Consider the following 26921-nt stretch of genomic DNA (forward strand, 5'->3'; position numbering starts at 1 on the left):
GGACGGGTGCGGGCGTGGTGTTCGGAATCGGCGGGTGGTGGGGCCCGGGGCGAGGAATGCCAGCACGATCGCCCCGATCGTGGTGAGGGCGGCCAGAGTGAGCGCGGCCTGGCCGCTGCCGCGCACGAACGCGGCCTTGGCGAACTCGGCCAACGGCGCGGCTACCGGTCCTGCCTGGTCGGCGACCTGTAGAGCCGCGGCCAGGGAATCGGCGACCGGGCCGCGGGCGGGCTCAGGCAGCCGGGACAGCGCGGGCGCGATGTGGTGGGTGTAGCCGGCGGCCAGCACGCTGCCGGCCACGGCGATCCCGATCGCGGCCCCGATCTCGCGGGCGGCGTCGTTGACCGCGGCAGCGACCCCGTGTTTGGCCTCGGGGGTGTCGGCGACGATGGCATAGGTCGCTGGGGCGGTACACAATCCCAGGCCCGCGCTCATGATCAGCAGCGGCCACAGCAGATCGAGGTAGTGCGCGGCCAGGGTCAACCTGCTCACCAGGACCAGCCCGGCGGCGATGGTGAGCAGGCCGACCACAGTCATCACCCGCAACCCGACCAGGCTCGACAGCCACGGCGCGATCACCGAGATCGCGACCAGCGGCACCACCATCGGCGCCAGCGCCAGCGCCGAGGCCAGCGGCCCGTAACCGAAGATCAACTGCAGGTACTGCACCAGCAGCAGGAACACCCCGAAGGTGACCAGGAACTGGATGGTCACCGACAGCGACCCGGCACCGAAGCCCCGGCGGGTGAACAACCGCACATCCAGCAGCGGCGCCGCCGAGCGCAGCTCGACGACCACGAACGCCACCGCCGCGGCCACACCGATCCCGGCGGTGGCGGCGACGAGCGGGTCGGCCCAGCCGCGCGCGGGGACCTCGACCGCGGCGAACACGATCGCCGCGACCGCCACCGCGACCGCGCCCGCGCCCACCCAGTCCACCGGCGGATGCTCGCGCTGGCGGGACTCGGCGATGGTGCACGCCAACCCCGCCAGCACTGCCCCGGCCACGGTCAACCCGACGAACACCGATAGCCACGACCACCGCTCGAGCAGGAGCCCGGCACCGAGGATGCCCAGCACTGCCCCGGACCCGGCGACCCCGGCCCACACTCCCACCGCCCGGCCACGATGAGCAGGAGGGAAGCTCGCGGTCAGGATCGACAGTGTCGAGGGCATCACCAGCGCCGCGCCCGCCCCGGCCAGCGCGCGCGCCGCGATCAACCAGGCCGGGTCGGACAGCAGTAGCGGCAGCGCCGAGGCAGCTGCGAATACCGCCAGTCCCGCGACCAGCACCGCGCGGCGCCCGTAGCGGTCGCCGATGGCTCCGGCGGGCAGCACCAGACAGGCCAGCACCAGGGTGTAGCCGTCGACGATCCAGGTCAGCTGGGCTTGGGTGGCCCCGGTCGCGACCGCGATCTGCGGCAACGCCGAATACAGTGCCGCCATCGCCGCGACGACCAGCGCCACCGCCAGGCACGACACCGTCAGCATCCACCACTGGGCCCTGGTCCAGCGGGCGATCTCGACCGTGTCCGTTCCGGGTCTGGTCACCGGCACCTCCCAACGTTAAAGACTACCAGTCTCGGTGCGAGACCGTCAGTATCATAATGGTCGGGGTGTGGGATGATGTCCACACATTCGCACGATTTGAACGACACGAACCGGAGGAGCGCGCGGCCATGACCGACCGGGATCCCGCAGTGACCGACCCGCTCACCACCGCCGAGGAGCAGGCCGATCCGCGGCTGGCGCGCTCACGCAACCGGTTGCTCGACGCGGCCACCCATCTGCTGTCGACCGGTGGTGTCGAAGCGGTCACCGTCGAGGCGGTCACCCGCGTGTCGAAAGTCGCTCGCGCCACCCTCTACCGGCATTTCGGCAGCACCACCCAGCTGCTCGCGGCGACTTTCGAACGATTGCTTCCCCAGGTCGACGCACCGACCGGCACCGGGCCCGTGCGTGAGCAGCTCCTGGCGCTGCTCACCACCCAGGCCGACCTCATCGAACAAGCCCCGGTACAGATGACCACCCTGGCCTGGCTGGCGATGGGATCTATCGGCGAGGACCACCCCGACCCGGCCGCCGTCACCTCACTACGCGCCCGCGTCATCGAGCAATACCGCCACCCGTTCGACCAGATACTCACCAGCCCCGACGCCCGCGCGATGCTCGGCGAGCTCGACACCACCTTCGCCATCATCGAACTCCTCGGCCCGATCGTGTTCGCCCGCCTCACCGGACTACGCACCATCGACCACGACGACTGCGCCCGACTCGTCGACAACTTCCTCACCGCCCACCGAAAGTGCCCGGCCGAAAACGGGCCGTCCGGCAGTGAGGGTGTTCGAGCGCCTTCCTGACCTGCGCATCACTGAGCAGCCACTGCCACACCAACTTTGCGAATGCCGAGCCCAAAGCAATCGACCGGCCCCGAGCACCGTCGCAGTGCGGACGCTTTCACACAGGCGACCCCGCCGCTGACGTGGCCGGGTTCAAAGGCGGCGGCGTCCATGGGTATCGGCGTCCAAATGCCCGACACGACCAGGCGCGCAAGCGCAGTGGTCGCGACGACCGTGATGGTTTCCAGCCGTGTCTCCCAGCGGACGCGACTGTCCCGGTCGGTGCAGGATTTTGCGCCCTATTATGCCTGTCGCTCTGCTATATCGCGCGGGTCCAGAGCGGATTGGTCGGTGACATCGACCAGGAGCTGGGAGTTCATCGCTTCAATGGTGACGTCGTCGGCCCGGTCCCGGGCCACCGCCTGGGGCTACCCCATCCCCCACAGGCGCACTTCACCACCGGTCTCGAAGCCGTAGCGGATGTACCTGTCTGCAGACAAGCTGGTTCAGAGTGAGTTGGCGGCGGCGGCGAGAAGATCTGCCAAGGTTTCCTCCAACTCTGGCAGCACGGCGGCATGCCGGGCTACCTGAACCGAGCGTCGCGATGGGGTTTCATCGGAGACGGCGATATGGGCGAGCCTCGTCCAAGACTGTGCGGCCAGCCGTGCTGCGCGTGCGGCCGCGTGAACCTTCGGATTGCGCGTGTAATCGGCGAGATCGACGCACCCTTGAGCGATGAGGCGTCGAAACAGACCGCCTCCGGTACCCGCTTTTTCGATGAAGGCAGCGAGTGACCTGAGCACAGCCTCGAGGTCTTCGTCTCCGAAGATGTCGGGCCAACGGGAGACGTCTTCAGCGAAGCGGCGAACGCCGTCGAGCCCGGTGCCGGAGACACCGTTCGAGGCCGGCGCGGCAATCGAACTGGGGCCCCCATGTTTCAGGGTTGCCGCCGATTGTTCGAGCGCTGCGGCAGCCATGGACGGGAGGTCAGGCACGTCGGAGGGCCAATCGACTATGTACGTGGCGTGGCGTGTGGGTGTCGGGAACCCCGTGGAGGCTCGTGCCCGTGCCAATGCGTCATACGACACCGTCTGGATCTCATCGCGGTCGTTGTCGACGATATACGCCTCGCGAGCCTCGTCATCATAGCCGACGATAACGATGTCGTGGCGGCTCATGCGCAGTCGTACCCGCAGGTATGGGAGTTCAGCGATGTCGGCCCAGACCATGACGGGCCGTCCGGAGTCCAGTTCGGTCCTCACCCATTTCCAACCGAGGTCGGGATCCTCGGTCTGACGTAGTTCGGTCTTCGCACCGAGGCGCCTCAACAGGTCGACCTCCAAATCCCCACCACGCCCCACCAGGTATATCGGAGGATTGATCGCATCGGCGCGCAGGTAAGCGAAATCGAGTGCGCCGCCGAGTGTGAACACGAGTCCTTCGCTCAGCTCGCCGTCCCAGCCAAGCCCGGCCCAGGACATAAGATCGCGCAACGCACCCGAACCACAATGGCCGCCCTTCAGGTGCGGGTAAGGCTGGATCAGCATCCGGTGACCACCTTCAGACTCGACAGCCCGCGAAAGGACAACCCCGTACGCCAGCGAGGTTGTTCGACGAGCCTAAGACCGGGAAAACGCGCCGTGAGGAGTGGGAACAGTACGGCTCCTTCGAGCCGCGCCAACGGCGCGCCAAGACAAAAGTGAATGCCGGCACCGAACGATAGCGGCGGGGTCCCGGTTCGGGTGATATCGAGGCTATCGGGGTCGCAGAATCGGTCCGGGTCTCGGTTGGCCGCCCCGAGCAAGGTCAATACAACCTGGCCAGGATCCAGGTCGACTCCTGCCACCCGTGTTGGCTCGAGCACCGTGCGCCCATTGGTCTGGACCGGCGAGTCGTAACGCAACAATTCTTCGACGGCGTTGCTCGCCAGATCGGGCCTGGCCCGCAATAGGTCCATTTGGCTGGGATGGGCGAGCAGTGCAGCAACGCCGTTACCGATGAGGTTTGTGGTGGTTTCGAACCCTGCCGCGAACAACAGTATCGCGGTGCCAACGCATTCGTCGTCGTCCAAGACGTCGTCGCCATGCGCCACGGCGAGACGGCTGAGCAGGTCGTCGTCCGGGTGGGCGCGTTTGGCCGCCAGGAGGTCTGTGAAGTACGTTGCGAGTTGGTCTTCCGCTTCACACGCGGCAGTCAGCGCCGCGGCGTCCGCGCTGGGCTCGAGCGAGGCGACCAGGGCGCGTACCAGAGGAGCGGCCACGGCTCGATCGGTCACTGGCACTCCAAGAAGATCGCCTATTACATTCACGGGCAGCGGGAGGGCGAGATCGCTGATGATATCGGCGGAACCCTGGTCCTCGATGACATCGATCAGATCACGGATCTGCGTGACAACGCGGCCTCGCAACTCGTCGATGTGCCGAGGGGTGAAAACGTCAGCGACCAGCCGACGCAGCCGGTGGTGGTCAGGCGGGTTGCGGAACAGCATGGTGCGCCGGAATCGATGCATAGCCTGACGTTGCAACTCTTCGGGAATCTCCGACAAGCCGAATCCCAGCGACTCGTCGGCCTTGCCGAGGCTACGGTTACGGAGCGCAGCTGCGCAGTCGTCGTAGCGACTCAGTACCAGGACCCCCGATCGCGTGACAAGCACGGGCTGAGTCTCGCGCAAGCGTCGGAACGCCTCGTAGGGGCCGGCTGAGCCGTGATCGGTCAGCAAGACGTCGAGGAGTAGTTCCCTCTCAGTTGGTCCAGCAGTCACGCCTGCCTCCGAGCCTTCGCCCGCGACTGCAGGAAGTGTTCGGCCTCGACCACGATGAACACGGCGGTTGCCGTAGTGACCGAGCGCCCTTCTAGATCCTCCATCCTGGCCGCGAGATTCAACTTACGGCCATGCCGCGACCGTACCTCGGCGTGCAGCGTGTAGGGGGTATCGAGCAGTACCGGGGCGAGATAATCCATGTCGAGATTCCGGGTCACGGCGAGTTCGCCGACCGTGTACAGCAAGAAGCCGAACAGGTCGTCGATGACGGTCGCCACCGCGCCACCGTGCGCGATCCCCGGCGCTCCGACATGACGCTGGTCGAAAAGATGGTGAGCAACGACGCCGCCCTCGCAACGCCGCACCGATAGGGAATGTCCGTGCGGGTTGGCCGGCCCACAACCAAGACAGTCGGGATGGTGCGGCGGCAACTCTGGCGATCCGGATTCCAGGAGCCGGAACGAGCGCACCCAGTCCTCCACGCCTGGGTCAGACAACCTACTGACCGCATCCGAAGCCTTGTCCATGGCCAGACCTCTCTGTCGACTAACGCGCGCCCAACATCAGACTCGAGCAGGACCGCGATACAACTACATTGGAGACAATCAGAACCATTTTGTCAACAATTGATCAGATCTCCGCTGCTTGTCGCGCATAGCTCGCGATCAAGCAACGCGCGGACATGACGAAGTGTCCGGGAGTTTGTCCACTCATGAACAAAACCCACGTTCTGTTACCATCCGAGGGGTGGTGGAAGAATCGGTGAGGCTGTCGTTCAGGCGACACCTCCGCGAGGCAGCAATCCGCGCCGCCCGCGCCCTGACGGTCGAGAAGGGCTGGGAACGTGTACGATTCGGCGAGGTAGCCGGTCTGATCGGAGTATCACGCGCCACGCTGTATCGAGAGTTCGGCGACAAGCAAGGGCTTGGAGATGCACTCGTTCTGCACGAAGCGGAGCAATTCCTGACCGGGATCGAGGATTTGCTTGCTTCCAACCGCAGCGCGTTGCCTGAATCGATCCGAGCGATAGTTCGCTACACGCTCGACGAGGCTGCAACCAGCCCCTTACTCAAAGCCGTCCTGACTACACCCGGTAGCGGCCCGCGCGATGAAACCGGCGTCCTCCCCCTGTTGACAACCTCTGCCTCCATGCTTCAACTCGCGTCCGAGCGACTGGTCACCGCGTTCCTCCACCACTACCCCACCATCGACGCCAATGACGTGGCCGACGCAGTCGATGCGCTCATTCGATTGACGATCAGCCATCTCGTACTACCGGCCAGCGACAGCGCCGAAACGGCACGCCGGATCTCCGAGATTGCCCTACGTTATCTCGGGGTGGGCTCTGCGGGTCTCAGACCAGATGCCTCAGCTGCATGCCACAACGCGGTACCGAGCCATTGAAGCAGCGGTACCCTCGTTTCCCTTGATTCCACAGCAGCTGGTTCAACGACAAGTAGGCGGCGACGTTCTCGAAACGTAGCTCGGACTCGGCCGGAGGAACGTCGAGCGCGAAGTGGTCGCCAGCGGTTGCGGGCGGTCTGAACCAAGTTCGCGTCGGATCCATCGATTCGGGTCCGCAGGTTCGCACGAAAGCAATCCCGAAAAATGACACATGAGCTGTCATGCACAAGCCGGGCAAGCCCAACCAGCTGCTGCGTTGGGTAGAGCAGCACCGACGACGCTGACGCACCGAGCAATCGATGCGGACCAGGCCGATCGGCGGTCGTCCCGCCCACCGGCGATGGCGCGACAACGGCATTGCTCACGGGTCTTTTGCCCCGCGGGGATGCAATCCGGCAGTGTCACCGCGCTATGGCAGATAAGCTCATCCCGCGTCGTCTTCGACCGGCGTTTGGCTCGAATTCGCTCAGCTAAGCCTCGATCAGTCCAATATTCTCAATCCGCAAAGTCGAATCCGGGTCTATCCGGATTCCACGAGCTCGCGCCGAGGAATCGATAATCCCCCAAATGATTGCGCTGAGATGCTCGACGAAAGCCTTTCTCGGCATAGCCGAGGTCGGATCGGATTGCGAGTTTATCCACCAATCCGTCGCGGAGAGGCTCGCCCCTACGATCGACTGCACCACCAAGTCTATGCCCGACGTGTCAGCCCCAGCGGTGTCCAAAACCGTGACGAAATGACCCGCAATGAAACCTGCCAGTTCACGTGCGTTCTCAAGAGCTGGATCCGATCCCGATGAATTGTCGCTAAAATGACTACGAACGAGAAACTGGAAGACGTTCTTGTGCTCGTCGACCAGCTGCGCGTATTGCTCGACGAGCTGATTCATCACACTTCGAATCGGATCGGATCCGAAATCAACGGTAGCAAGCACATTCGACCACATGAGTTCCTTCGCACGTTCGATAACAGCTGCACGAAGGCCCAGTTTGTCCTTGAAGTGGCGATACAGCTTGGGTTTTGTCGCACCCGCCTCCCGAGCGATGTCGTCCATGCTCGCGTCCGGACCGTACTTGCCGAAGGCACGGTACGCTGCGTCGACCAGTTCTGCTCGAACCAGGACCCGGTGCTCTTCCCATCGGCTCGAGCGTGCGTCAATTCGCCGAACCACCGAGCTACCGACCTCCCGAATCCGCTTTTGTGCGCCCGCCATCTGGCCGAGTATACGCTATCGGACAAGTGACCGATATCGCGGGCGGCGATTGCGCGCTGGATCGGGCGAGCATGAACGCCGTTACGGGGCCTGCGCGAACGCATGGTCAGTCGAATGTCACAGTCACCGAATTGGTGGCGGGTACCGACTGGCATGCCAGCCGATCACCTTCCTCGATATCATCATCATCGAGTACCTCGTTTACTCTCATCTCTATATCGCCGTCGATAACCTTGCACACACATGCACCGCATCCGCCTTCCCGGCAGGAATACGGAGGCGAGTACCCCTCGTTCAACAAGACCTCGACGAGGGTCAAATCTTTCGGCCATTCCAGCTCGGCGCGATCACCATCGAGATATACTACTAGACGGGCTTGTTCGTTCGTCATTGATTCCTTGACGTAGTTCTCCACGTCGAAGGGATCGGAGTGCAGAGATTGGAATACTTCTCGGTGTAGGTTCCGGTGCTGCACGCCGGCTTCGCGCGCCGCGTCTACCACCAAATCCATGAACGCCGCCGGCCCACACAAGAAATACATCCGATTTCGGTACTCACGGCAGATTTCAAGGATTGCGCTTCGGTCCGGTAGCCCACGCTCGCTCTCCAGCCACTCGATGAGAGTCAGTCGCTCGGGAAACTGCTTGGCGAGGTAACGGAGGTCTTCACCGAAGATGACGCTCTCGGCATGCTGGTTGGCATAGAAGAGAACGAGATGGCCGCCACCTTCGAGCAGAGCCGACTTGACGATGGATAACACCGGGGTGATTCCGCTACCAGCTGCGAACAGAACCATGTCCGCATCCAGGTCTTTCGGTGTGAAGTGCCCGGTGGGCGGCAGAACGGTTACCTCAGCGCCAACCTTGATGTTGTCGCACAGCCAGTTAGATCCGTACCCGCCCTCCGTGCGTTTCACTGTGACAGCTAGCGAGTCGTCTGCATGCGGGGAACTCGAGAGCGAATAGCATCTGGCCACATATTCCCCGTCGCCGGCTCCGGGAATACGCAACGTAAGAAACTGCCCGGGGTCGTAGGCAAATACGCCCAATTGCTGCTCGGGCACCTCGAACCAAATGGACACCGCATCCGCTGTTTCCTGCACTACACGGGAGACCGTGAGTTCACATGGCATGCTCATCTTCCAGGATATTCCTTCTCTATTATTCCGGCCCGTGGCCCAGATTCAACTGTCGCGCTTGACAAGGCCGTAACGACGGCCGATCGCATAGCCGACACGGGCCAGCGGAGCGTTCAGGTCCTGATACCTCGGCCCCACCGCGCGGGCGACGAAATCGAAACCCAGGGCATCGGGTCCGATAAGGACTCGAGGTTTGTTCCGTCGCACGCCCTTCAGGATCGTTTCGGCGGCGCTTTCCGGAGTGGTGAGCGCTATACGATCGAAACCGGCGACAATCTTCTCCTGATCACCCATCGCGCCGACACCTCGAGCTCCGCGCACAATATTTGTGCGAACACCACCCGGATGCACGCATGTTACGCCCACCGGTAGCCGGTTAATTCGCATCTCCTGGCGCAACGCCTCGGTAAAGCCTCGGACGGCGAATTTGGAAGCATTATATGCGCTCTGACTGGGAATGGCCATCAGTCCGAAGACACTCGACACGTTGACAACATGGCCGTCGCCCGAGTCGATCAGATCCGGAAGAAATAGTTTCGTGCCGTTCACGACTCCCCAGAAATTGATCGACATCAACCATTCGAAGTCGATCCATTGCATATCCAGTATGTCGGCGCCGAGTGCGACCCCGGCATTGTTGATTACCATACTGACCGAACCGAAGTCGCTGAGGACCTGACGACGATATTCCGTGAATGCGCTACGATCGGCCACATCGAGCTGATAGTGCTGGCATTCGACACCCAGCGCGGTACACATGGAGGCGGTTTCGCGGGCCCGTTCGCCGTCGATGTCGGCAATGGCCAGCCGCGCGCCCTCGCCGGCGAGTCGAATTGCAACTGCACGGCCGATTCCTGAACCTGCCCCGGTTACCGAGACGACTCGGTCGCTGAACTCTCTCATCTCGGCAAGCTACCCTTCTTGATCGAATTCGGAAGGAGGTCGCCGCTTTGATCACCTGTCGACTCGCCGACCAACGCGAAATCAGAGTCCGCGACATTGCGGGTACGCCGCCAATACTGCCAGGTGAAACCTGGCCAGACCGTCCGATTGACACCCTGTGCATCGAGGTACCAACTGGTGCACCCCCCGCTGCTCCAGACCCCGTTCACCAATTTCCGCTGGATGTCCGAGTTGAATTCCCGCTGAACGGGTTCACGCACCTCGAGCGCAGCTGCGCCACGTTGCTTCGCGAGCCGAATCGCGCCGATGATGTACCTGATCTGGCATTCGATCATGAATACCACCGAGTTGTGACCGAGCCCGGTGTTGGGGCCGAGCAGGAAGAACAAGTTCGGGAAACCTGCGGTGGTGATGCCGAGATGGGTTTGAATCCCTTCGTCCGACCATACGGAGGAGAGTTCACGACCGGACGCACCCTTGAGCCGGAGGTGGTCGAACCCGTCGGTTACGTGGAAACCGGTGGCATAGATGATCACGTCGACCGGACGCTTGTCACCGGACTGGGATATGATGGCGTCCTCGGTGATCTCGGCGATCCCGTCGGTGATGACGGATGTAGTGGGCCGATTCAGCGCTGGGTAGTAGTCACTGGAACCGAGGATTCTTTTGCACCCGATGCGATACGTGGGGGTGAGCTTCTTGCGCAGCGCGGGATCATCTATTCCCCGCGCTATGTTCCACTTGGCGACACTCTCGAGCGGACGCATGAAATTGATATGTCCGTTCAGTCCTATCGACAGTGACTCCGCTGACCAGTAGATGGCAGTCCGGAGGGCTTTGGCGAGGATCGGCGCCCTCGTGAGCAGGGCTTGGATCACCTTCGGGACCTTGACGTTCCTACGGGGCAGTACCCACGCCGGCGTCCGCTGGTATAGATGCAGTTCATCGGCTACCTTGGCAATTTCCGGAACGAATTGGATTGCGCTCGCACCCGTCCCGATAACAGCGACCTTCTTGCCATCCAATGTGCAGTCATGATCCCACTGCGCCGAGTGAAATGCTGCACCAGCGAACTTCTTCTGCCCCTTGATCTGGGGGATATTCGGTATATGGAGTGCGCCTACGCCTGAAACCAGGAATCGGGCGACGTACTCGTTGCCGTCGGAGGTCGCAACATGCCACGCGGAATCACTAGGATCCCAGTATCCGGATTGCAAGGCCCGCCCGAAATGCGTGCGGCTATAGAGATCGTACTTGCGTGCGAGACTCAGGAGATACTGCTGAATTTCATCCTGTCCTGCCCACAAGTGACTCCAATCCGGCTTGGGCTCGAAAGAGTACGAGTACATGTGAGAAGGGACATCGCAGGCACAGCCCGGATATGTATTGTCGCGCCAGGTTCCGCCGATTTCGGAATCCTTCTCGATTATCAAGAAGTCATTCATTCCCGATTTCAGCAGTTGAATCGCCATTCCCATGCCGGAGAATCCGCTCCCGACGATGAGGACCTCTGTTGTGTGCACCCTCTCGCTCGCTGCACGACCTCCCGAACCATTGGTCTTTCCCGTGTATTTGGCAGAACGGTTATTACTCATCGATTTCCTCTGAACGTTGGCTCACGTGCGGTACAGGTGGCCACAAATTTTCGATAGCTACTCAGCTACTGCGGATATGTCGGACCGGCGGCAGGACCGAGGAGTTCGCGGGATTCGACGAGTGCCCGCCGCAACATATCACGGCGCGACTTGCGCTCAGCAATATGCGTGGTGCTGTTCACGCCGGTCCGAGTCTGTTCACCGCCGGGCGATATCGTCGGGGAGGCTCCTCGTCAGGCGCCAAAGGAACATGGTGAAGCGACCTTCCATCATTCCTGCCTCATCGAAGAATCGGATCATCGGCTCGGACATGAACTGCAGGTTCTCCCGGTAGTGCGGGCCGAATTGGCAAGCGAGGAACCCCCGCAGAGGATGCACGCCGACAGCACGGTACAGCTTGGGATTGATCAAGATCGGGTAGGACAGGTTCGCGACAACTGCGAGGACGCCGCGGTGCCATGCCCGCGAGATCCGGCCTCGCGACCGCATACCCTCGACAAGCTCGGAGCGCGCGAACGTGATGTGGCGGGCCTCCTCGAGCACGTGAATTTTCATCAACTGCCGGACCTGCGGTTGTAGGCGTTCGTCGTTCATCGCTTCACGCTGTGCCCGATCGAGAATCTCCTCGATCAGCAAGGTCGCGCCCTGGATCGAGGGCCCGAGCGGGACGAAATGCAGGATCTTCGCCAGCGACAGAAACCCTGGCGGAAGCTTGTAGGGCGGGATCCCCGTTTTGGCGATCAGACGCGCGAACATTGTGGAATGGCGGCTCTCGTCGCCAACCTCGGCAAGTGCGTATAGGGCCTTGTTATCGACGAGATCACCCGTCGTGTTCAGCCGTAGCAACGCCATACTCAGCAAATTCTCGGCGTAGATCCCGAAGCTGAGGATGCTCACCAACTCATGTTTGCCCAGGTCGATCTTCTGTTCCTCGGAAAGCCGGTTCCACAGACCGGTGCCGTAGAGGGACAGGCGATGCTCGGGGAACCACGCCTTATCCGGCAACCACGGACTATCCCAGTCGATGTCGACTTCGGCGTCGTAGAACTTCTCTACGGAAGTCTTGAGCAGTCGTCCGGCCGATCGTTGCAGGTCAATGGGTCGCCGACCGCTCACGCGCGCCATACCGTCGGTGGTTACGGCAATCTGCCCGTTGGTCTCGGCCCTGACGTCACTGGTCGTCATCTGTCGCTCCTTTGAGACTCGATCGATGACTCTGCATCGATACATCCAGTCCGGATCAACGTCCGGTGGCAGTAACCCGGTATCCGCTCAAGAGTGCAATACGGGCAGTAGCGGATACTTGGGGTATGAGGTAACTTTGACCCCGGCGGCGCGGCTTGTCAAGGGCCGGCCCCGATCCCGACGCCGGGCTACTTGGCCCCAGTGCCGGGCGATCCGATCGCTGGCGTCGACTATCGACCAAACGGAGGAGTTCACAGTGAAGTCTCAGAGTCCGCACGATGCCTCTGACTACATCGGGCCGGCCACAGTGGTGATCGCAACCGACGACGTCGAGGTGCAAGTCGAACTGCGCGGCTATTTCCAACCCATCGACGGCCGCTTCAGCTGGTACGGGCGCATCCGCCAGAACGACGAACTCGACAATCTGTTAGGGGGACGCCGACGTTCCGTGCTGATCCGGACCAGTACGGGCGAGGCGCCGGCGACCATCGGCGATCGTGACTTCTGGGGCCGCTATCGAGTTCAGGGCAGAGGACGACCGCCCTATCACGTGCCGACGACGCTGGAGGAAGTAGAAGCTACGCAAAGCTGAGCCGTAGGACCTACGCGAATGCCGACGACGCCCCGAAGGGACCAGGATACCGACATGATCAGCTTTGGAGACCGGCTTCGCGACCGCAACTCCGCGGCTTGGACGCTGGCCATAACCTGTGCCGCAGTAGCATTGGTTGTTGCGGCCATGGCAGCGCTGTACACCGCTCTGCCTGCCCTTGCGCTCGACATCGGCGCAGATCAAAATGCTCTCACATGGATCGTCGACGGATACACGCTGGTCCTCGCCTGCTTGGTTTTGCCCGCTGGCGCGATCGGCGATCGGTATGGGCGCCGACGCGTTCTAATCGTCGGCCTGGCGGTCTTCGCGGCCGCTTCAGTTGTGCCTGTATTTCTCGATACTCCTGCGGCACTCATTGCCTCCCGGGCCTTGGCGGGCGCAGGAGCAGCTTTCGTCATGCCGGCGACCCTCTCGCTTCTGACAAGCAACCTCCCAGTGGAGAAGCGGTCGTACGCGGTCGGAGTCTGGGCCGGGATCGCCGGCTCGGGTGGCGTGATCGGCATGGTGGGATCCGGTCTGCTTCTTACCCAGTGGTCGTGGCATTCGATCTTCGTCGGTCTGACCGTCGTCGCACTACTACTGCTGGTTCTGGCCTTCACCGTGCCTGATTCACAGGACGCCGAACTCCCGCCGTTCGATCTTTTCGGCATGTTCTGGGTCGTGCTCGCCATCGGCACGTCGGTGTTCGCGGTCATCGAGGGTCCGTCGCGCGGCTGGACGGATGTCCGGGTTCTTGTCGCAGGTGCGGCGGGAGTAATCGGCACCGTGGCATTTATCCTCACCGAGGTGCGTGCCGAGCACCCGCTACTGGACGTGAGCCTGTTCCGCCGCCGGGGCTTCTCGAGCGGCGCGCTATCGATAACCATCCAGTTCCTCGTGACTTTCGGTGTGATGTACCTACTGGTACAGCACTTCCAGCTCATCCTCGGGTTCGATGCCCTCGGCTCGGCGCTGGCGCTGGCGCCGATGGTCGTTCCGCTTATCGTGATGTCACTCGTGTCGCCGGCAATCGCTGCATGGGCGGGATTGCGGGTGACGACAGCGACCGGTCTTCTGACCATCGCCGTCGGCTTACTCGCCATCCTTCGCCTCGACACCGGTTCGTCGTACTTCGACGTTCTCTGGCCCCTGTTGATCATGAGCGCCGGGCTGGGCTTGTCGGCCGCCCCCGCGACCAACGCGATCATGCTCGACACACCGTTGGAGAAGCACGGGGTATCCGCTGCGGTCAACGACGCGACTCGCGAAGTCGGCGCGGCCATCGGCATTGCCGTCTCCGGTAGCATTTTGTCCGCGAGCTATACCTCGAGGATCAACGAAGTGCTGGACCGCCTTCCCGAGCCTGCGCGCGCTCCGGTCCGCAGTTCCCTGGCCGGTGCCCTCGAAGTCGCTGAGCGTGCCGGTAATGTAGGAAGGCCTCTCGCCGACTATGCGAAGGATGCCTTTTGGAGTGGGGTGGAACATTCGGCGCTCGCGCTGGCAGCGATCACCACAGCCGGGGTTCTGATCCTCGTCCCACTTTCCCCTCCACGAAAAGCCGCCGAAAGCGGTATCCGACGGCGCCGCCGACGTCACCTCCCCTGGCCTACACACGCCGCTCGAACCAGTCGATCGGATGCCCACGCCAATGACCGATCGATGGCATCAGTGCGGCGAACACTCGATCCATAGTCAGTTGCGTTGTCCCCCATGCATCGCATAGCGGCCCGTAGGTCGAATGGGCAGTGTCTGATCATCGAGGATAGGTAGGTTCAAGTGGTGCGCGCTTTGCGAATTCGTCTGACCTGACCCGATGACATTTGGTCCGGCGGCTGTGAGAGCATTGCCGCCCACGTAGTGGGCAGGAACGCTCGATGACTATGGCGACACGAAAAGGGCACACACCTCCACAGGCCGTGCGCAAGCTGAGCAAGGCCGTCCACCTGCTGGGCGAGAATAAGGAAGTCGCCGTCACTGCAGATCACCATGGCCACCTACTAACGGTGGCGCAACCAGTTCGGCGGGCTGAAGGCCGGCGACGGCAAACGGTTGAAGGGCCCCGAACGCGAACACTCCACTCTGAAAAGTCTTCTCGGCGAGGCGAAGCTAGAGAAAGCTGCATTGAACGAGATCGCCAAGGGAACCTTCTAGACCCGGAACGCCGGCGGGCGGCCGTGGCGCACCTGGTGCGGGTGCTCGGGGTCCGCGAAAGGTTCGCCTGCCGGTTACCGGCGAACATCGAAGTACACAACGGCGCGTTCGAACCACCGACACCAACGCACATCCCGATGCGGCTTTGCGTGAATGGCTGCGTGCCTGGACGAAACCCATCCACGGCAAGGATTCCGCCGCGCCTACCACGGCGCCCGCAGCGAGTGCTGGACAGTCAATCACAAGAAAATCCAACGCCTCTGGCGCGACGAGGGATTACGAGGGCCGCTGCGGCGCCGAAACGCCTGGAAACCACCACCACCACGACGGAGGCAAAGGCACCCAACCGTGTATGGGCAGTGGACTTCCGATTCGATGCCAGCGACGACGCACGCCCAGTCAAGATCGTCTCCATCGTCGATGAAACACACCCGCGAATGCTTGGGCCGGCTGGTGGAACGATCGATCACCGCCGACGGACTCATCAACGAATCGCTGTCGATCGCAGCTACCCCGCCGCCCTGCGCTGCGGCAACAGACCAATTTCGCGTGCCAGGCGACTGGGCGGCGGAACGGGTCTGCTCAGCGTTCGTCACACTAGCCGACCCTGCCGCAACGGCTACATTGTATGGTTCAGCCGCCGCCGACGCGACGAATGCCCCAACATCAACAGCTTCTGGTCGTTGGCCCAAGCCCGCGTCGTGATCAGCGACTGGAAGGAAGAATACAATCACCGCCGAAGAGATTCCGGCCTGGGCTGCAACGCCCCAGCCGGATACGCTACAACCCTGCATCCCCTACAACTGGTTCTCACACGCGGCGGACCGACTACCGGGTCCCGTCACCGCTTAGGATACTCCGACCCGGTCGGCGCAGAACTGGTTGCAGGGCAACCGAAATCATCTCCCGACCGTTGTCCAACCTAGAACCGGGGCGGCGGACCGATGATGGTGACCAGCATGTTCTGTAGCTCGGTACCTGCCGCCGGGCACAACCTTGAACAACAGCTTCGCCGAGACGTTCGACAACAAGGTTGCGAACCCGCGCGCCGGGCCGCAACCGCTGAAACAGCCAGCTGGAACCCGCATTGAAATCGGTGGCTTCAAAGCCGACCATAACTAGCGGCACCGGCAGCCGGCGCTGGACTATACGACATCGGCCCCAGCGCGCTGCGGCTGCACCCACTACCCTAACAGTCATCATCCGGCTGTTGAGAAAGGGCGTTCCGCGGTTCCCGGACCGATATCAAGCTCTGATAGCGAACTATTCGCCTATCGTTACCCTCAGCGCATGACGAATGTTAATGCCGCTATGCGACGGTTGCTTCGCGAATGCGCGCTTCCCGAGTCAATCCGAGGAGATGGACGGCCACCTCACCGCTGCGTTCGTAGGGCAGGTAGTGCCCAGCCTTTTCGAAGATGACCAAATGACTCCCGGGAATACGATGCCGAAGCGCACGCGAGTGATGAACGGGGGTCAGGCGGTCACGAGACCCGACCAGCACGACGACGCGACAGCTGAATCTGCCCAGCACGCCGTAACGTTTGTGAGAGAGTATCGAACGGGTCAGCTCCGCGACATTGCGAGAATTGCTCTTCGCGAGCTGCAGCACAGCACGGTTCATATCGTGCCGACGAGGACGCGCTCCGAATAGGATGCCTCGTGTCGACTGCCGCATCAGGAAAAGCGGCCGGGAAGGAATCCTGATATAGGGTAGCGCCTCCAGACCCAGCATTATCAGCCTTCGCCAGAATTTGCTGCGCAGCATATTTCCCAGAATATCGCCCGCCCCTGTCGACACCAACGCGACGCCGAGGATTCTCGGTCCGAGCACCTCACTGTGACGTTCAGCCAAGGCCATGAGAGTCATCCCTCCCATCGAATGACCACCCAATACGACCGGACCCGTAGGCACAGTTTCCGAAAGAATAGTCGCAAGATCGTCCGCAAGAATCTCGAGGCTGGCCGGAGCCGACTCCGAATCCCCGTGTCCCCGATGGTCGTAGGTGACGACGCGAATAGTCGGGTCCGCAGCGATCACAAGCTGAGCAACGTCCTCCCAACTCTCGTGCGACAACGCGAGTCCATGGGTCAAGACCATAGTCACTCGCGGGGTCTGCGAGCCCCATTCGGTGATCTGCAATGTCGGACCGTCGTCCCGTGTGAGAGCGAGTCGGCGGCAGGGAACACCCGCGCTGGAAATCGAAGTCATTATTCCAAGCTCCTCAACGTCGAAAAACCCCGGTGACTATTTGGCCGGGAGTGCCGAGTCGACACCACCGACATCTGTTACCTTCCAATCCAGATTCTTGTCAACTGTTACGGTATAGGTAACAGTCGTTTGCGCACCCTCCGGTATCTGCGCACTCTTCGATGTCACATTCAGGAACACATTGACGACATAGACACCCGATCGTTCGGAGCGCACTGTCGCCGCGATGGGAACTCCACTAGAACTCCACTTCAGTGGCAGCACAATTTCTTTCAGCTGCGGAGCAGTGGCATCGAACTTGTTTGCAAGAACGGGCGAGACGTTGGACTTCAAACCACGAACCCACTGGTCGAAATTCTGATAGTCGATATTCGAGGCTCCGACTGCATACTCAGACGCTACTTCTTCGGCGCGCTTCTCCGCGGCTACGACAGCGTCCCGATCTTTCAACTCGCTCCTAGCCGAGAGCCACAACGGAATCGAAACGGCCACCGCGACAACAAGGAGGGCTACTGCGGTTCCCAAGGCCAGAGAACGCAGGCTTATCGAGAACGACCTCTCCGACCCGCGTGCGCTCGAGCCACCCTTGACCGACGTCCGAGGCACACCCGCGTCAACCGGCTTTTCTTCCGCAGCTTCGCGGTCAGTATCATGAGAATCTTCTGTGGGCATAATCAGCTCCGGTGTCTCTCGTTCTTTCACATCTATTTGACGGCGATCCGCATTCGCAAAGCACCATCCCCCGTGACACTGAGTGCACGATCTATCAGGTCGCTTATGTTGATTTGCGCCATGGAGTTCGACGCGCTTTCCGCCAGTGGCTGTACCGCCGGGACCAGATCACGAAGATCGGGGCCGATCTCATTGATGTAAGACGTCACTTTATCAAGGAAGGGAATAAGTCCGTTTCCTTCGATATAGTCCCCGGGCATATTGCCGATTCGAGACAGTCGCGCCAGAGAGTCCGCGATGAGTGCGCCCCACGCTCCGGCTTCCTCCCACAGAGGGCCGGCGGCGGTCATCGACTCCTCGGCCCACTCCATATCAGCACCCATTGTTTGCAAATTCGTCAAGATATTACGGATTTCGGGTGACCTACTCAGAATCGTTTCCGAAAGCAGCGTTGTCGATGCCGCCAGACGCGGCATCACGGCTTCCGTTCCCGACAACGTCTGATCCAAGGTCTTGACGATATTGCTGATCGCCTGTGGGTTCAGTTGCTCGACCAGATGGGTGACAGTATGCGCCACATCAGGTATCGAGCGGGGTAGAACCACTTCAACCGCGTCGATACGCTGACCGTCGGCCAGGTAGGGCCCGGCATCAGTATCCGGTACGAACTCGATATAGGGCTCCCCCAACCCCGAAAGGTCCTCAACAGTAGCGCTGCCGGTCGCAGGAACCCTGTACTTGGGATCGAGACCCAGCACCAATTCGACACCACGCTCGGCCTTGTCGATAGAGTCGATCTCTCCTACCTTCACTCCTCTCAACAGGACCGGGGAACCGGGTAGCAAACTCCCGGTCCTCGGCAGCGCCATGGTCACAACAGTCCTGCCAGAAAACCAATCAACTCGAAGCACACCGAATGCTAGGTATGCGGTGCCCAAAACCAGCACGATTCCGATCGACACCAGGGATAGCACGGAACTCGACTTCATCGAACCACTCCGATCATCCGCAGCGACGCAAGAATACTGTCTATCCGATCGTCGTCCGATATGGGGCCGACGCCTTCAATGCCTACAATATTAACCTTCGGACCGCGCTCAACAAACGGAATAACCTTTTCGCGCAAAATGGCCACGGCTTTGTTCAAATTCGAGGGGGCGTTCAGATCAAGCGGGCGGCGAGTGAACAATAGCGGCACGAAGGCACGTGCGGCCTCATTGCCCGATTGCGCCAGGGGGCCGACCCACCGGAGAGATTCTGTGAGCAATTTGAATCCGTCGTACAACGTGATCAACCCGATCATGGAAGTCATCGAAGCAGCGGCCTGACTCACCCCCGACTCCGTCAGCAAATACTCCAATTCAGGGGTTCGACGCTGCACCACGTCCGTGTTCGCGCGCAGACCGTTCAGCATTGCGTCGACGGCATCCAGGTGGTTGGCCAGGTCAATGATATCCGCACCGACTACCTCGGATATCGAAGCAGTCTGCCGAGTGTCCATCGGCAGCACCCCGTTCACGCGGTTCATTATCTCCTGAGCCTGTTGAATCCCTCCTCCTTGGACGAAGGTCGCGAGTACGTTCATGGTGTCCTCAACCTGCAGCAGCGGCTTCGTCTTGTCCAATCCGATGGTGGCGCCCGGGGGAAGGGCATCCTGCGTGCCGGTCGGCGGAGTCATCAGCGCGATGGAGACATCGCCAAGTATCGTCGGCTGGCGGAGTTCAGCGGTGGTGCCGATCGGCAATCGAACCGACGCCATCAGGTCGACATCGACGGCAACATACCCGTCGTGGTCCTCGCCCGCGTCGACCAGTGACACATCGCGCACGACCCCTGCTCGCAGACCATCGACTGTAACCTTCGCTCGCGCTGGCAGATTCAAGGCGTCAGCGAACAGAATCCGGATACCGTACCGGTCTCCAGAAATTCCGGTCCCCGGAACGGGAACCTCCGCGGGATCGAATCCACATCCGGGAACTATGCACACCATTGCCACCGCGGCCGCAGCGATGAACCGACCACCACGCTCACGAGCAGATCGCGCCCATACGACTCGTCGCAGAACCATCACCGCGCACCTGCCGTCCCGAATATCAACGGAAGAACCGAAACCTTCTCCAACTCGTTCTCAGCGGACTTGCAGCTACCTGGCACGACACGCTCGATGGCCGCGCATACCCGCTCTGCGTCCGCCGGCGGCAGCTGAGCCACCGGCGCCGCGTAAGTCAGGATCGGTGAACCACCCTCCTGCGCCGTCGCCCTCTGAAAAGCCTGCACCAGCGGTGGCGTCAGGTCGATTATTTCTTGTACCGAGCCGATATTCGCACGGGCGAGACGCGCTAATGGGACTGTCGCGTTCAGCGCTTCGAGAATTTGGTCACCAAACATTGAAGTAATCTCGTTCAACCATGGCACAATGATCCGCAACGAATCGATAATCGACACGGTGCGCTCAAAGATGCCATGATCGATCACTTCGAGACCTGGAGCCAGACGAGTGATCATGGCCTTGATATCGCCCCATCCGCCGGCCATGCTGTCCGATAATGATCGCAGTGAGTCGATGAGCGCACCGATATGCCCGATAGCAGCATTGGGGGAATTGAGAGCACGACCCAACTTGAGGATCGTATCATTCATTTCAGGTCCTGTTCCGGATAATGCGGCATCTAAGGCCGCGAGCTCATCCGCAAGCCTTTCACGCTGTGTCGAATCATTTCCATCGGTGATCTCTGCAGCGAGGTTGCCCAGCGCATTCATAGTCTGCGACATGCTCTTTGGCGTCAGTGTACGGGTAATGCACTGTCCAGAATCCCATTCATGCTCGGCTTCGCTGTCATCGAGTAATGCAAGCGATCGGTCCGCGACGATTGTGTCGGATACGGTGGTAGCTGACACCTGACCGCGGGGCGAATGGCTTACCTCTACCTCGAATTCGACACGGACCATGTCACCATGAGGTTCGATACGCGTCACCGAGCCGACTCTGACCCCTCGCATGGTGACATGGTTCCCGGCGTACAAGCCGATTGCATCCGGCATATTCGCGCAATAGCTACGCATCCTCTTGGGAGGCTCGATGATCACGAAGTATCCGACGATCAGAATTGCACATACGACCGCGACACCGAGAACGGACATGAGACCCCGGGACGCCAAGAGCTTATTCATCGTCAGCACTCCTTTCCGGGGACCGGAATACACACCGACGGTACCTGGACAACTGTCGCGGATTGGTCGACCACGAGCCCATCCTTCGACGACGCGATCGGCTGGAGCCGCGCCAGTAGGTCGCGCGTATTCGTGACAACCTGTCCCATTTCTTCACCCAGACGTTCCAGCTCAGGGATGACGTCGGCCAGGGCTCGCGCAACGGATTGCAACCTGGATCGATACGCCGGCTCGAGGCCCGCGATACGCGCGAGAAGCTCGTCCATCAGCCGGACGGCTTCGTAGATCTCGGCCTTTTTGTCGAGGCCCACTGTCTCCATCAGATTGACGCTGTCGATCATTCCGCCGAGTGTCGCCTTCGACTCGTTGATCGCGCCGAGATACTCGTCCGCCATCGCGAGCGTGTCCGAAATGTCACGGTTCTGGCGGTCGAGGATGTCGACCAGAGATCCGAATGCCTCTGTTGCTCGGCGAATGCCGGACGGTCCACTGGCAATCGCAGCGTTCATGTTCGTCAAATTCTGCCGCAACGTATCGCCATCGATATCATCGATCGGCCGAATCGCGTCCTCAAAAGTCCGACCCAAGCTGTACGGAAGATGGACCCTCTCGGCGGGAATGGACGAGTGTAACGCAGAATTCCCCGCCGGCGTCACCGCGAGGTAGCGGCCGCCGATCAGTGTCAGCATACGGATATCGAGACTCGTCTGGTCACCGATGAAGATGTCGCTGTCGACGGTGAAGCTCATTCGAACGTTCCTTCGGCTCAGCTCGATGGACTTCACCGCACCAACCGGCACACCCGCGATTCGGACGTCATCGCCAACCTTGACCGAGCCCACTTCCGGCATTTCCGCCCAGTATGTGGACTCGTCGAAAGGTACTACGTAGACTACTACGCTCGCCGTCAAGACCGCTCCCATCACTGCGGCCCCGACGGCAGCCCAGCGCAATTCTCGGTCCATGCTTCGAAGGGGAGCACTCACCGTCTGCAACGCGGTACCCCCGCGAACACGGAATAGCTTACTGATCACCGCTCGCATATCGAGATCCTTTGCCCACTGATCAACACATGTAACGGCGCCGGAACTTCGGCGTTGCCGTTCGAGCAGTTACGATTGATGACCGGTCCATCGGCGGGAACCCACGCATTCAGTGTCTCGAGAACGGCCGGCAGCTTCCGCAGCACCTCGACCGCCTGTTCCGGGTCCGGAAATACTGCCCCCAACAGGGCATCGGCATCGGCGTTAGGTCCGGCCGTCAAGCCGAAGGCCTCGAGAAGGCCGTTCAATGGCGCGATCACGTCTGGTGCCATGAGGGCGAATTCGACAATTCCATCCACCTTGCTACGCAACGTGGACACAACCGAGGCCAGCTCCGAGACAAGTCGGACGAGATGCGAGGATCGGCCACCGATATGGTCGGATATCTCTTTGAGATTTCCGACCAGAACGGTGACTACCGCTTGCCTGTCCAGCGCATAGTTGGACAAGGCTTCGATAGAGTCGAGGACGGAACCGACGCCCGCTCCGTCTCCCTCGATGACAGCGATCATGTTCTCTGCGAACTTGTTCACCGCTTCGGGCGACAGCTCTGCGAGTACCGGTTGTAAGCCGTTGAATAAATCCGTAATGTCGAACGACGGGATCGTGTTGGCAATATCGATCTTATGTCCGGCCGTCAACTCCGCTGTGGTCGGCGATGATTGTTGAACATCGAGATATCGCTGTCCTACGAGGTTCTGATAGCGAATCGCCAGCACAGTGTTCTCGTAGATCGGGTGATTGCGCTGGACCGCAAATCCAACCACCGCTCGACCACTGGCATCCAAGGTAATCGATCGTACCTCGCCAACTCGAAGACCATCCATACGGACATCGTCGCCGGCCTTGAGGCCGTTCGCGTCGACGAATTCAGCCGAGAATTCTACCACGTCTCCAGATACGGGGCGTTGCACCGTCTGAACGATGATCGCGAGCAGCACAGTGATCACGACGGCAGACACGATAAGTTTTGCGCTGGTCGCCAGAAAACTTCGCTGTCTTGTCATCGGCCACCTCCGATGTTGGATGTCGGCGGAAGACCCGGCAAGAACGCGGTGAACGCTGGAACCATATCGAGAACCAACTCGATGTTCAGAATCGGACCGTCTGGAGTCGACGTGAATGATCGGTCTAGACGTGATAGGAGTTCAGTGAGCTGCATGCTCGAGGCGCCGGGGGTAGGTACCATTTTAGTGGCCGTTGACAGAACCGGAGCGAGCATAGCCGCATAGTCCGACAGATGACCCTGAGCCGCGAATAGAGTTTCCGCCAGCCCAGGAAAGAACTCCCGACCTACAGTATTGACTGTCGAATCGAACAGCTCACGATCTGTATTCAAGATCTCGATCGTGGTGAGCCGATTTATGAGGCCGACCGTACCGTCGATCATCGATGCAGTCCCGACTAGCATGGAACCGTATTGGTCCAGCAGCTGCGATATCGGCATCGTCTGGGTTTCAGCAATGTTCCGGCTGGATACAACGATTGCCTCCATGAGAGGTGTGAATTGCCGGGCTATTGTCGCGCCCCGTGTCAGGATCTCGGTCAATTCCGGGACGAGAATGTCTCCAGTTGCTTGAGCTACGCTGCGGATGAGAACACCCATCGTTGCGTCTCGTTGCCGGTCGGCTCGCGGCCCCGTCAAATCGACGATACTGCCATCCCGTAATGGAGCCCCACCATCACCTGGTTTCAGCGCAATTTCACTGATGCCGAACAAGTTCGATGGCGAGTAGTCGACGAACAGCCCGTCCGTGAGACCTGCCGATTCGGCGCTTTCCAGTCTGAGAATCAATTGTTTCGCCCCATCGTCCGATTCGATCGCCGAAACATCACCTATCTCGATACCGTCGAATCGAACGGGTGTTCCGACGGTGATTCCGTCGCCGATGGACTCGGTACGCAGCAGTACCACTATTCGATTATCATCCTGTAGGGCCATCACAACAGTCCAGGTCAAGGCTACTACGATCACTGTGATCACGGCGAGAACACCCAGCATGACCGATGACCGCTTCGATGTCGACACACCCGGCATTTCATAGCGAGACATCGTTTCTCACCCCGTAAATTCGATGGAGGAGTTGACGCCCCACAGGAGGAGGGTCAACACCATATCCAAACCGATGATTGCCACGAAGCTTGCTCGGACAGCACGTCCAGATGCGATTCCGACGCCTTCTGGCCCACCAACGGCGAAGAACCCATGATAGCTATGGATAAGAATCACAGCCGTCCCGAATACGAGAACCTTTATCACCGAGGCCGTCACATCCCAGCCGCTGATGAATTGATAAAAATAGTGATCGTAGACACCGGCGGCTTGGCCATGAAGTTGCACGATCACCGCGCGACAAGCGGCATAACTCAGGATCAAGGCGATCAAGAATGTCGGAATGATTGCCACGGCCCCGGCGATGACCCGGGTGGTCACAACGAACGGTATCGATCGCAGTCCAAGCGACTCGAGTGCATCGATCTCCTCGGAGATCCGCATAGCGCCGATTTGGGCCGTAATACGGCATCCGGCTTGTGCGGCGAACCCGACGCCCGCAGCAATCGGTGCAAGTTCCCGTGTATTGGCAAAGGCCGAAACGATGCCGGTCACCGGCCCCATGCTGATCAGGTTGAGAGTGGTGAAGGACTCTACACCGACCGAGCCTCCGATCACCAGACCGAGTACCACCAGCATCGGCACAGTTCCACCGCCGACGATAATGGACCCTTGGCCCCATGTCATATCCGTGATCACGCGCATAGTCTCGGCTCGATATCGCCTGATCGTGAACGGGATCGCGGACAGCGCCTCCCAAACGAACGCGAGTACGAAACCGATCGACTCCAGGGGCGCGATGCGCGCTCCGAACGGCGCTATTCTTCTCCTGAGCCTCGCCAGCCGAGGTGGAGTAACCTTTACCTCCGACATCTAGGCCAGCCTCGTCGGAAGGAACATCGACACCAGCTGAGTAATTATGAGGTTCGTGATGGCGATGGAAACTACGGAGAGAACTACAGCCGCGTTCACGCCATCCGCCACTCCGCGCGGACCGCCTTTTGCCTCGAGCCCCCGCTGGCACGCGATCACGACCACGATGAATCCGAACAGCACGGACTTGGCTATCGAGACACCGATGTCCGCGACAACGGTGAAAGAGCCGAACGTTCCCCAGTAGCTGCCGGGGGTCACTCCCTGGGGGCCGATTGCGACCGCATATCCAGCTATCACGCCCGTGAAGATGATCAAGATATTGAGCATCGGCGCGACGAAAACCATCGCCACCATCCGAGGAATAACGAGTCGGTGCAAGGGGCTGATGCCCATCGTTCGCATGGCATCGATTTCTTCGCGAATGTTACGTGCACCCAGATCCGCCGCGATTGCGGCCGCTCCGGCCGCACCCAGCAGCAGCCCTGTTGCCATGGGGGCGCCCTGTTTGATCACACCCAATCCACCAGCGGCACCGAGCAGGGAGTCCGCCCCGATTTGATGAATCAAGTTTCCGACCTGGACGGAAACGATGACACCGAAAGGCACGGCCATCAGGATGGCCGGAATCGCAGTAACGGTGATCAGATACCAAGCTTGATTCAGTGCCTCTCGCCACTGGAATCTCAAACGAACGATATCGCTTACTGCTCCCGCAGCCGACTCAGAAGCCATCTGCGTCGACCGGCCAAAAGTTCTGAGCGCCGACACTACGGTTTCGGAAAAGTTTTCCCTGAGCAACCTCGTCGACGTCGATAGCGCGCTACGTTCAGGCATTACCACAGATTCCCGTCCTAACCAAGAGTATCGCTCCGCAACGCAACTGGCGCGCCCGCTAGGAAAGTGTCGACGATCCGGCATAGCTCGTTCTCCGAATGATCGGAATGGCTTCGCCGGTATGACGTACCTCGTCGGGTCATTATCGAGCGCACCCTGCTCACGGCACCTCCTTGTGCACTACTGCAAGTACCAGATACTCAGGGTATGAGTATGTGGTGCTGCTCACGCAGTGTCAATAGAGGATTTCGATCGATCCCGGGACGCGCGAGCGACCCTCTGGCAACCGAGCGATATCGCCCCGGCGAAAGTCGGCCGATAGCAACCGCGACGTGCGACGACACCATCCACATGAGCAGTCTCGCCCATCTACGGCCGAGGAAAGTGCGGTTGTGGTGCAGGGGCGGGTTGGCAGGCATCGGCCACCGAAGATACTCCCTCGGTCACTACTCCGGCTGCACTTTGCTCCGCTTCCGTCGCTGGGTGGCGCCGTTTCGCACTGCCTGCTTCGGCATTGCCAGTCCACCCATAAGCCCTGATCGACGGGAATGATCGCGACCAGGCAGCTCCGGCAGATGAACCGCCCGGGTGTGGTGCCCACGCATTTCGGCGGAATGAAAGCGGTCTCTGCGAGGCTCGGAGCGACCCGTAAGCCCTGCGCAATTGGGTGCGCCGCGCCGCGGTCGACACCGGCGGCGCCGAAGGCGTGTCGACGGAGGCAGCGAGGGAGATTTGCCAGCTGCACCGCACGAATAGGGAATCCGAGGAACGATCGGAA

At 60.8% G+C, this 26921-nt stretch carries 23 protein-coding genes and 1 pseudogene; 5 read left to right on the forward strand and 19 right to left on the reverse strand.

Annotated features, from left to right (window positions below; all coding sequences use genetic code 11):
* A partial coding sequence (locus GV790_RS25790; RefSeq protein ID WP_178128357.1) for an MFS transporter occupies window positions 1-1491 on the reverse strand: 1491 nt, incomplete at its 3' end.
* 188 nt (window positions 1492-1679) lie between these two features.
* Here GV790_RS25790 and GV790_RS25795 point away from each other — a divergent pair.
* A complete protein-coding gene (locus GV790_RS25795; protein ID WP_014349823.1) occupies window positions 1680-2360 on the forward strand; it encodes a TetR/AcrR family transcriptional regulator in 681 nt (226 codons plus the stop codon).
* Window positions 2361-2845: 485 nt separating this feature from the next.
* On the opposite strand, the gene GV790_RS25800 is transcribed toward GV790_RS25795, so the two are convergent.
* The 3 genes from GV790_RS25800 to GV790_RS25810 are packed head-to-tail and all read right to left on the reverse strand — an operon-like array spanning window position 2846 to window position 5627.
* Window positions 2846-3886 (reverse strand): BtrH N-terminal domain-containing protein, encoded by a 1041-nt coding sequence (locus tag GV790_RS25800; protein ID WP_014349822.1) that lies wholly within the window; start codon window positions 3884-3886, stop codon window positions 2846-2848.
* Window positions 3880-5058 (reverse strand): cytochrome P450, encoded by a 1179-nt coding sequence (locus GV790_RS25805; RefSeq protein WP_178128353.1) that lies wholly within the window; start codon window positions 5056-5058, stop codon window positions 3880-3882. The genes GV790_RS25800 and GV790_RS25805 overlap by 7 nt, the downstream gene beginning before the upstream one ends.
* A gap of 38 nt (window positions 5059-5096) precedes the next feature.
* Complete coding sequence (locus GV790_RS25810; protein WP_048833156.1) at window positions 5097-5627, reverse strand: PaaI family thioesterase; 531 nt, start codon at window positions 5625-5627, stop codon at window positions 5097-5099.
* Window positions 5628-5847: 220 nt separating this feature from the next.
* On the opposite strand from GV790_RS25810, the gene GV790_RS25815 reads away from it, so the two are divergent.
* Window positions 5848-6504 carry a TetR/AcrR family transcriptional regulator gene (locus GV790_RS25815; RefSeq protein ID WP_171048474.1) on the forward strand — a complete coding sequence of 219 codons (657 nt, stop codon included), beginning with the start codon at window positions 5848-5850 and terminating at the stop codon, window positions 6502-6504.
* 470 nt (window positions 6505-6974) lie between these two features.
* Here GV790_RS25815 and GV790_RS25820 read toward each other — a convergent pair whose 3' ends face one another.
* From GV790_RS25820 to GV790_RS25840, 5 genes are all read right to left on the reverse strand, one after another.
* Window positions 6975-7718: a TetR/AcrR family transcriptional regulator gene (locus GV790_RS25820; protein WP_014349818.1), complete on the reverse strand. Its 744-nt coding sequence runs from the start codon at window positions 7716-7718 to the stop codon at window positions 6975-6977.
* A 106-nt stretch (window positions 7719-7824) separates the two neighbouring features.
* The gene (locus GV790_RS25825; RefSeq protein ID WP_014349817.1) at window positions 7825-8856 is read right to left on the reverse strand and encodes a ferredoxin--NADP reductase; all 1032 of its coding nucleotides are present in this window, start codon (window positions 8854-8856) and stop codon (window positions 7825-7827) included.
* A 45-nt stretch (window positions 8857-8901) separates the two neighbouring features.
* Window positions 8902-9759, reverse strand: coding sequence for an SDR family NAD(P)-dependent oxidoreductase (locus GV790_RS25830; protein WP_014349816.1), 858 nt, complete (start codon window positions 9757-9759; stop codon window positions 8902-8904).
* On the reverse strand, window positions 9756-11354 hold the full coding sequence (locus GV790_RS25835; RefSeq protein ID WP_048833154.1) for a flavin-containing monooxygenase: 1599 nt from the start codon (window positions 11352-11354) through the stop codon (window positions 9756-9758). The genes GV790_RS25830 and GV790_RS25835 overlap by 4 nt, the downstream gene beginning before the upstream one ends.
* A gap of 198 nt (window positions 11355-11552) precedes the next feature.
* Window positions 11553-12539: an AurF N-oxygenase family protein gene (locus tag GV790_RS25840; RefSeq protein ID WP_014349814.1), complete on the reverse strand. Its 987-nt coding sequence runs from the start codon at window positions 12537-12539 to the stop codon at window positions 11553-11555.
* Window positions 12540-12795: 256 nt separating this feature from the next.
* On the opposite strand from GV790_RS25840, the gene GV790_RS25845 reads away from it, so the two are divergent.
* From GV790_RS25845 to GV790_RS25855, 3 genes and pseudogenes are all read left to right on the forward strand, one after another.
* Window positions 12796-13131: a DUF4873 domain-containing protein gene (locus tag GV790_RS25845; RefSeq protein ID WP_014349813.1), complete on the forward strand. Its 336-nt coding sequence runs from the start codon at window positions 12796-12798 to the stop codon at window positions 13129-13131.
* A 54-nt stretch (window positions 13132-13185) separates the two neighbouring features.
* A complete protein-coding gene (locus tag GV790_RS25850) occupies window positions 13186-14823 on the forward strand; it encodes an MFS transporter (protein ID WP_048833152.1) in 1638 nt (545 codons plus the stop codon).
* 182 nt (window positions 14824-15005) lie between these two features.
* Window positions 15006-16064: pseudogene (locus tag GV790_RS25855) on the forward strand (integrase core domain-containing protein); the annotation flags it as partial.
* A gap of 527 nt (window positions 16065-16591) precedes the next feature.
* Here GV790_RS25855 and GV790_RS25860 read toward each other — a convergent pair.
* The 10 genes from GV790_RS25860 to GV790_RS25905 all read right to left on the reverse strand — a co-directional run bounded on the left by GV790_RS25860 (window position 16592) and on the right by GV790_RS25905 (window position 26143).
* A complete protein-coding gene (locus GV790_RS25860; RefSeq protein WP_158430140.1) occupies window positions 16592-17425 on the reverse strand; it encodes an alpha/beta fold hydrolase in 834 nt (277 codons plus the stop codon).
* A gap of 105 nt (window positions 17426-17530) precedes the next feature.
* Window positions 17531-18166: a hypothetical protein gene (locus GV790_RS25865; protein WP_178128354.1), complete on the reverse strand. Its 636-nt coding sequence runs from the start codon at window positions 18164-18166 to the stop codon at window positions 17531-17533.
* Between the two features lie 32 nt (window positions 18167-18198).
* On the reverse strand, window positions 18199-19155 hold the full coding sequence (locus tag GV790_RS25870; RefSeq protein ID WP_014349808.1) for an MlaD family protein: 957 nt from the start codon (window positions 19153-19155) through the stop codon (window positions 18199-18201).
* Entirely contained in the window at window positions 19152-20234 is a 1083-nt protein-coding gene (locus GV790_RS25875; protein ID WP_178128355.1) for an MlaD family protein, read from the reverse strand. The genes GV790_RS25870 and GV790_RS25875 overlap by 4 nt, the downstream gene beginning before the upstream one ends.
* Window positions 20234-21337, reverse strand: a complete 1104-nt coding sequence (locus GV790_RS25880; RefSeq protein ID WP_127516261.1) for an MlaD family protein — start codon at window positions 21335-21337, stop codon at window positions 20234-20236. Before GV790_RS25880 ends, GV790_RS25875 begins: the two co-directional genes overlap by 1 nt.
* Before the next feature lie 2 nt (window positions 21338-21339).
* The gene (locus tag GV790_RS25885) at window positions 21340-22302 is read right to left on the reverse strand and encodes an MlaD family protein (RefSeq protein WP_048833144.1); all 963 of its coding nucleotides are present in this window, start codon (window positions 22300-22302) and stop codon (window positions 21340-21342) included.
* 65 nt (window positions 22303-22367) lie between these two features.
* Entirely contained in the window at window positions 22368-23387 is a 1020-nt protein-coding gene (locus GV790_RS25890) for an MlaD family protein (protein ID WP_014349805.1), read from the reverse strand.
* Complete coding sequence (locus GV790_RS25895) at window positions 23384-24433, reverse strand: MlaD family protein (RefSeq protein ID WP_081505339.1); 1050 nt, start codon at window positions 24431-24433, stop codon at window positions 23384-23386. Before GV790_RS25895 ends, GV790_RS25890 begins: the two co-directional genes overlap by 4 nt.
* A gap of 6 nt (window positions 24434-24439) precedes the next feature.
* Window positions 24440-25306 carry an MlaE family ABC transporter permease gene (locus GV790_RS25900; protein WP_036542649.1) on the reverse strand — a complete coding sequence of 289 codons (867 nt, stop codon included), beginning with the start codon at window positions 25304-25306 and terminating at the stop codon, window positions 24440-24442.
* Window positions 25307-26143 carry an MlaE family ABC transporter permease gene (locus GV790_RS25905; protein ID WP_036542646.1) on the reverse strand — a complete coding sequence of 279 codons (837 nt, stop codon included), beginning with the start codon at window positions 26141-26143 and terminating at the stop codon, window positions 25307-25309.
* Window positions 26144-26921 lie beyond the last annotated feature (778 nt).

Source organism: Nocardia cyriacigeorgica (assembly GCF_010858045.1).
GTDB classification, from domain to species: Bacteria; Actinomycetota; Actinomycetes; order Mycobacteriales; family Mycobacteriaceae; genus Nocardia; species Nocardia cyriacigeorgica_E.

Coding starts and splice junctions, on each gene's coding strand:
- GV790_RS25885 (WP_048833144.1), bottom strand. CDS start 22,302: ATGGACCGAGAATTGCGCTGGGCTGCCGTCGGGGCCGCAGTGATGGGA.
- GV790_RS25905 (WP_036542646.1), bottom strand. CDS start 26,143: ATGCCTGAACGTAGCGCGCTATCGACGTCGACGAGGTTGCTCAGGGAA.
- GV790_RS25810 (WP_048833156.1), bottom strand. CDS start 5,627: ATGGACAAGGCTTCGGATGCGGTCAGTAGGTTGTCTGACCCAGGCGTG.
- GV790_RS25880 (WP_127516261.1), bottom strand. CDS start 21,337: ATGAATAAGCTCTTGGCGTCCCGGGGTCTCATGTCCGTTCTCGGTGTC.
- GV790_RS25825 (WP_014349817.1), bottom strand. CDS start 8,856: ATGAGCATGCCATGTGAACTCACGGTCTCCCGTGTAGTGCAGGAAACA.
- GV790_RS25865 (WP_178128354.1), bottom strand. CDS start 18,166: ATGCCCACAGAAGATTCTCATGATACTGACCGCGAAGCTGCGGAAGAA.
- GV790_RS25840 (WP_014349814.1), bottom strand. CDS start 12,539: ATGACGACCAGTGACGTCAGGGCCGAGACCAACGGGCAGATTGCCGTA.
- GV790_RS25875 (WP_178128355.1), bottom strand. CDS start 20,234: ATGGTTCTGCGACGAGTCGTATGGGCGCGATCTGCTCGTGAGCGTGGT.
- GV790_RS25820 (WP_014349818.1), bottom strand. CDS start 7,718: ATGGCGGGCGCACAAAAGCGGATTCGGGAGGTCGGTAGCTCGGTGGTT.
- GV790_RS25850 (WP_048833152.1), top strand. CDS start 13,186: ATGATCAGCTTTGGAGACCGGCTTCGCGACCGCAACTCCGCGGCTTGG.
- GV790_RS25830 (WP_014349816.1), bottom strand. CDS start 9,759: ATGAGAGAGTTCAGCGACCGAGTCGTCTCGGTAACCGGGGCAGGTTCA.
- GV790_RS25870 (WP_014349808.1), bottom strand. CDS start 19,155: ATGAAGTCGAGTTCCGTGCTATCCCTGGTGTCGATCGGAATCGTGCTG.
- GV790_RS25835 (WP_048833154.1), bottom strand. CDS start 11,354: ATGAGTAATAACCGTTCTGCCAAATACACGGGAAAGACCAATGGTTCG.
- GV790_RS25890 (WP_014349805.1), bottom strand. CDS start 23,387: ATGACAAGACAGCGAAGTTTTCTGGCGACCAGCGCAAAACTTATCGTG.
- GV790_RS25900 (WP_036542649.1), bottom strand. CDS start 25,306: ATGTCGGAGGTAAAGGTTACTCCACCTCGGCTGGCGAGGCTCAGGAGA.
- GV790_RS25895 (WP_081505339.1), bottom strand. CDS start 24,433: ATGTCTCGCTATGAAATGCCGGGTGTGTCGACATCGAAGCGGTCATCG.
- GV790_RS25800 (WP_014349822.1), bottom strand. CDS start 3,886: ATGCTGATCCAGCCTTACCCGCACCTGAAGGGCGGCCATTGTGGTTCG.
- GV790_RS25795 (WP_014349823.1), top strand. CDS start 1,680: ATGACCGACCGGGATCCCGCAGTGACCGACCCGCTCACCACCGCCGAG.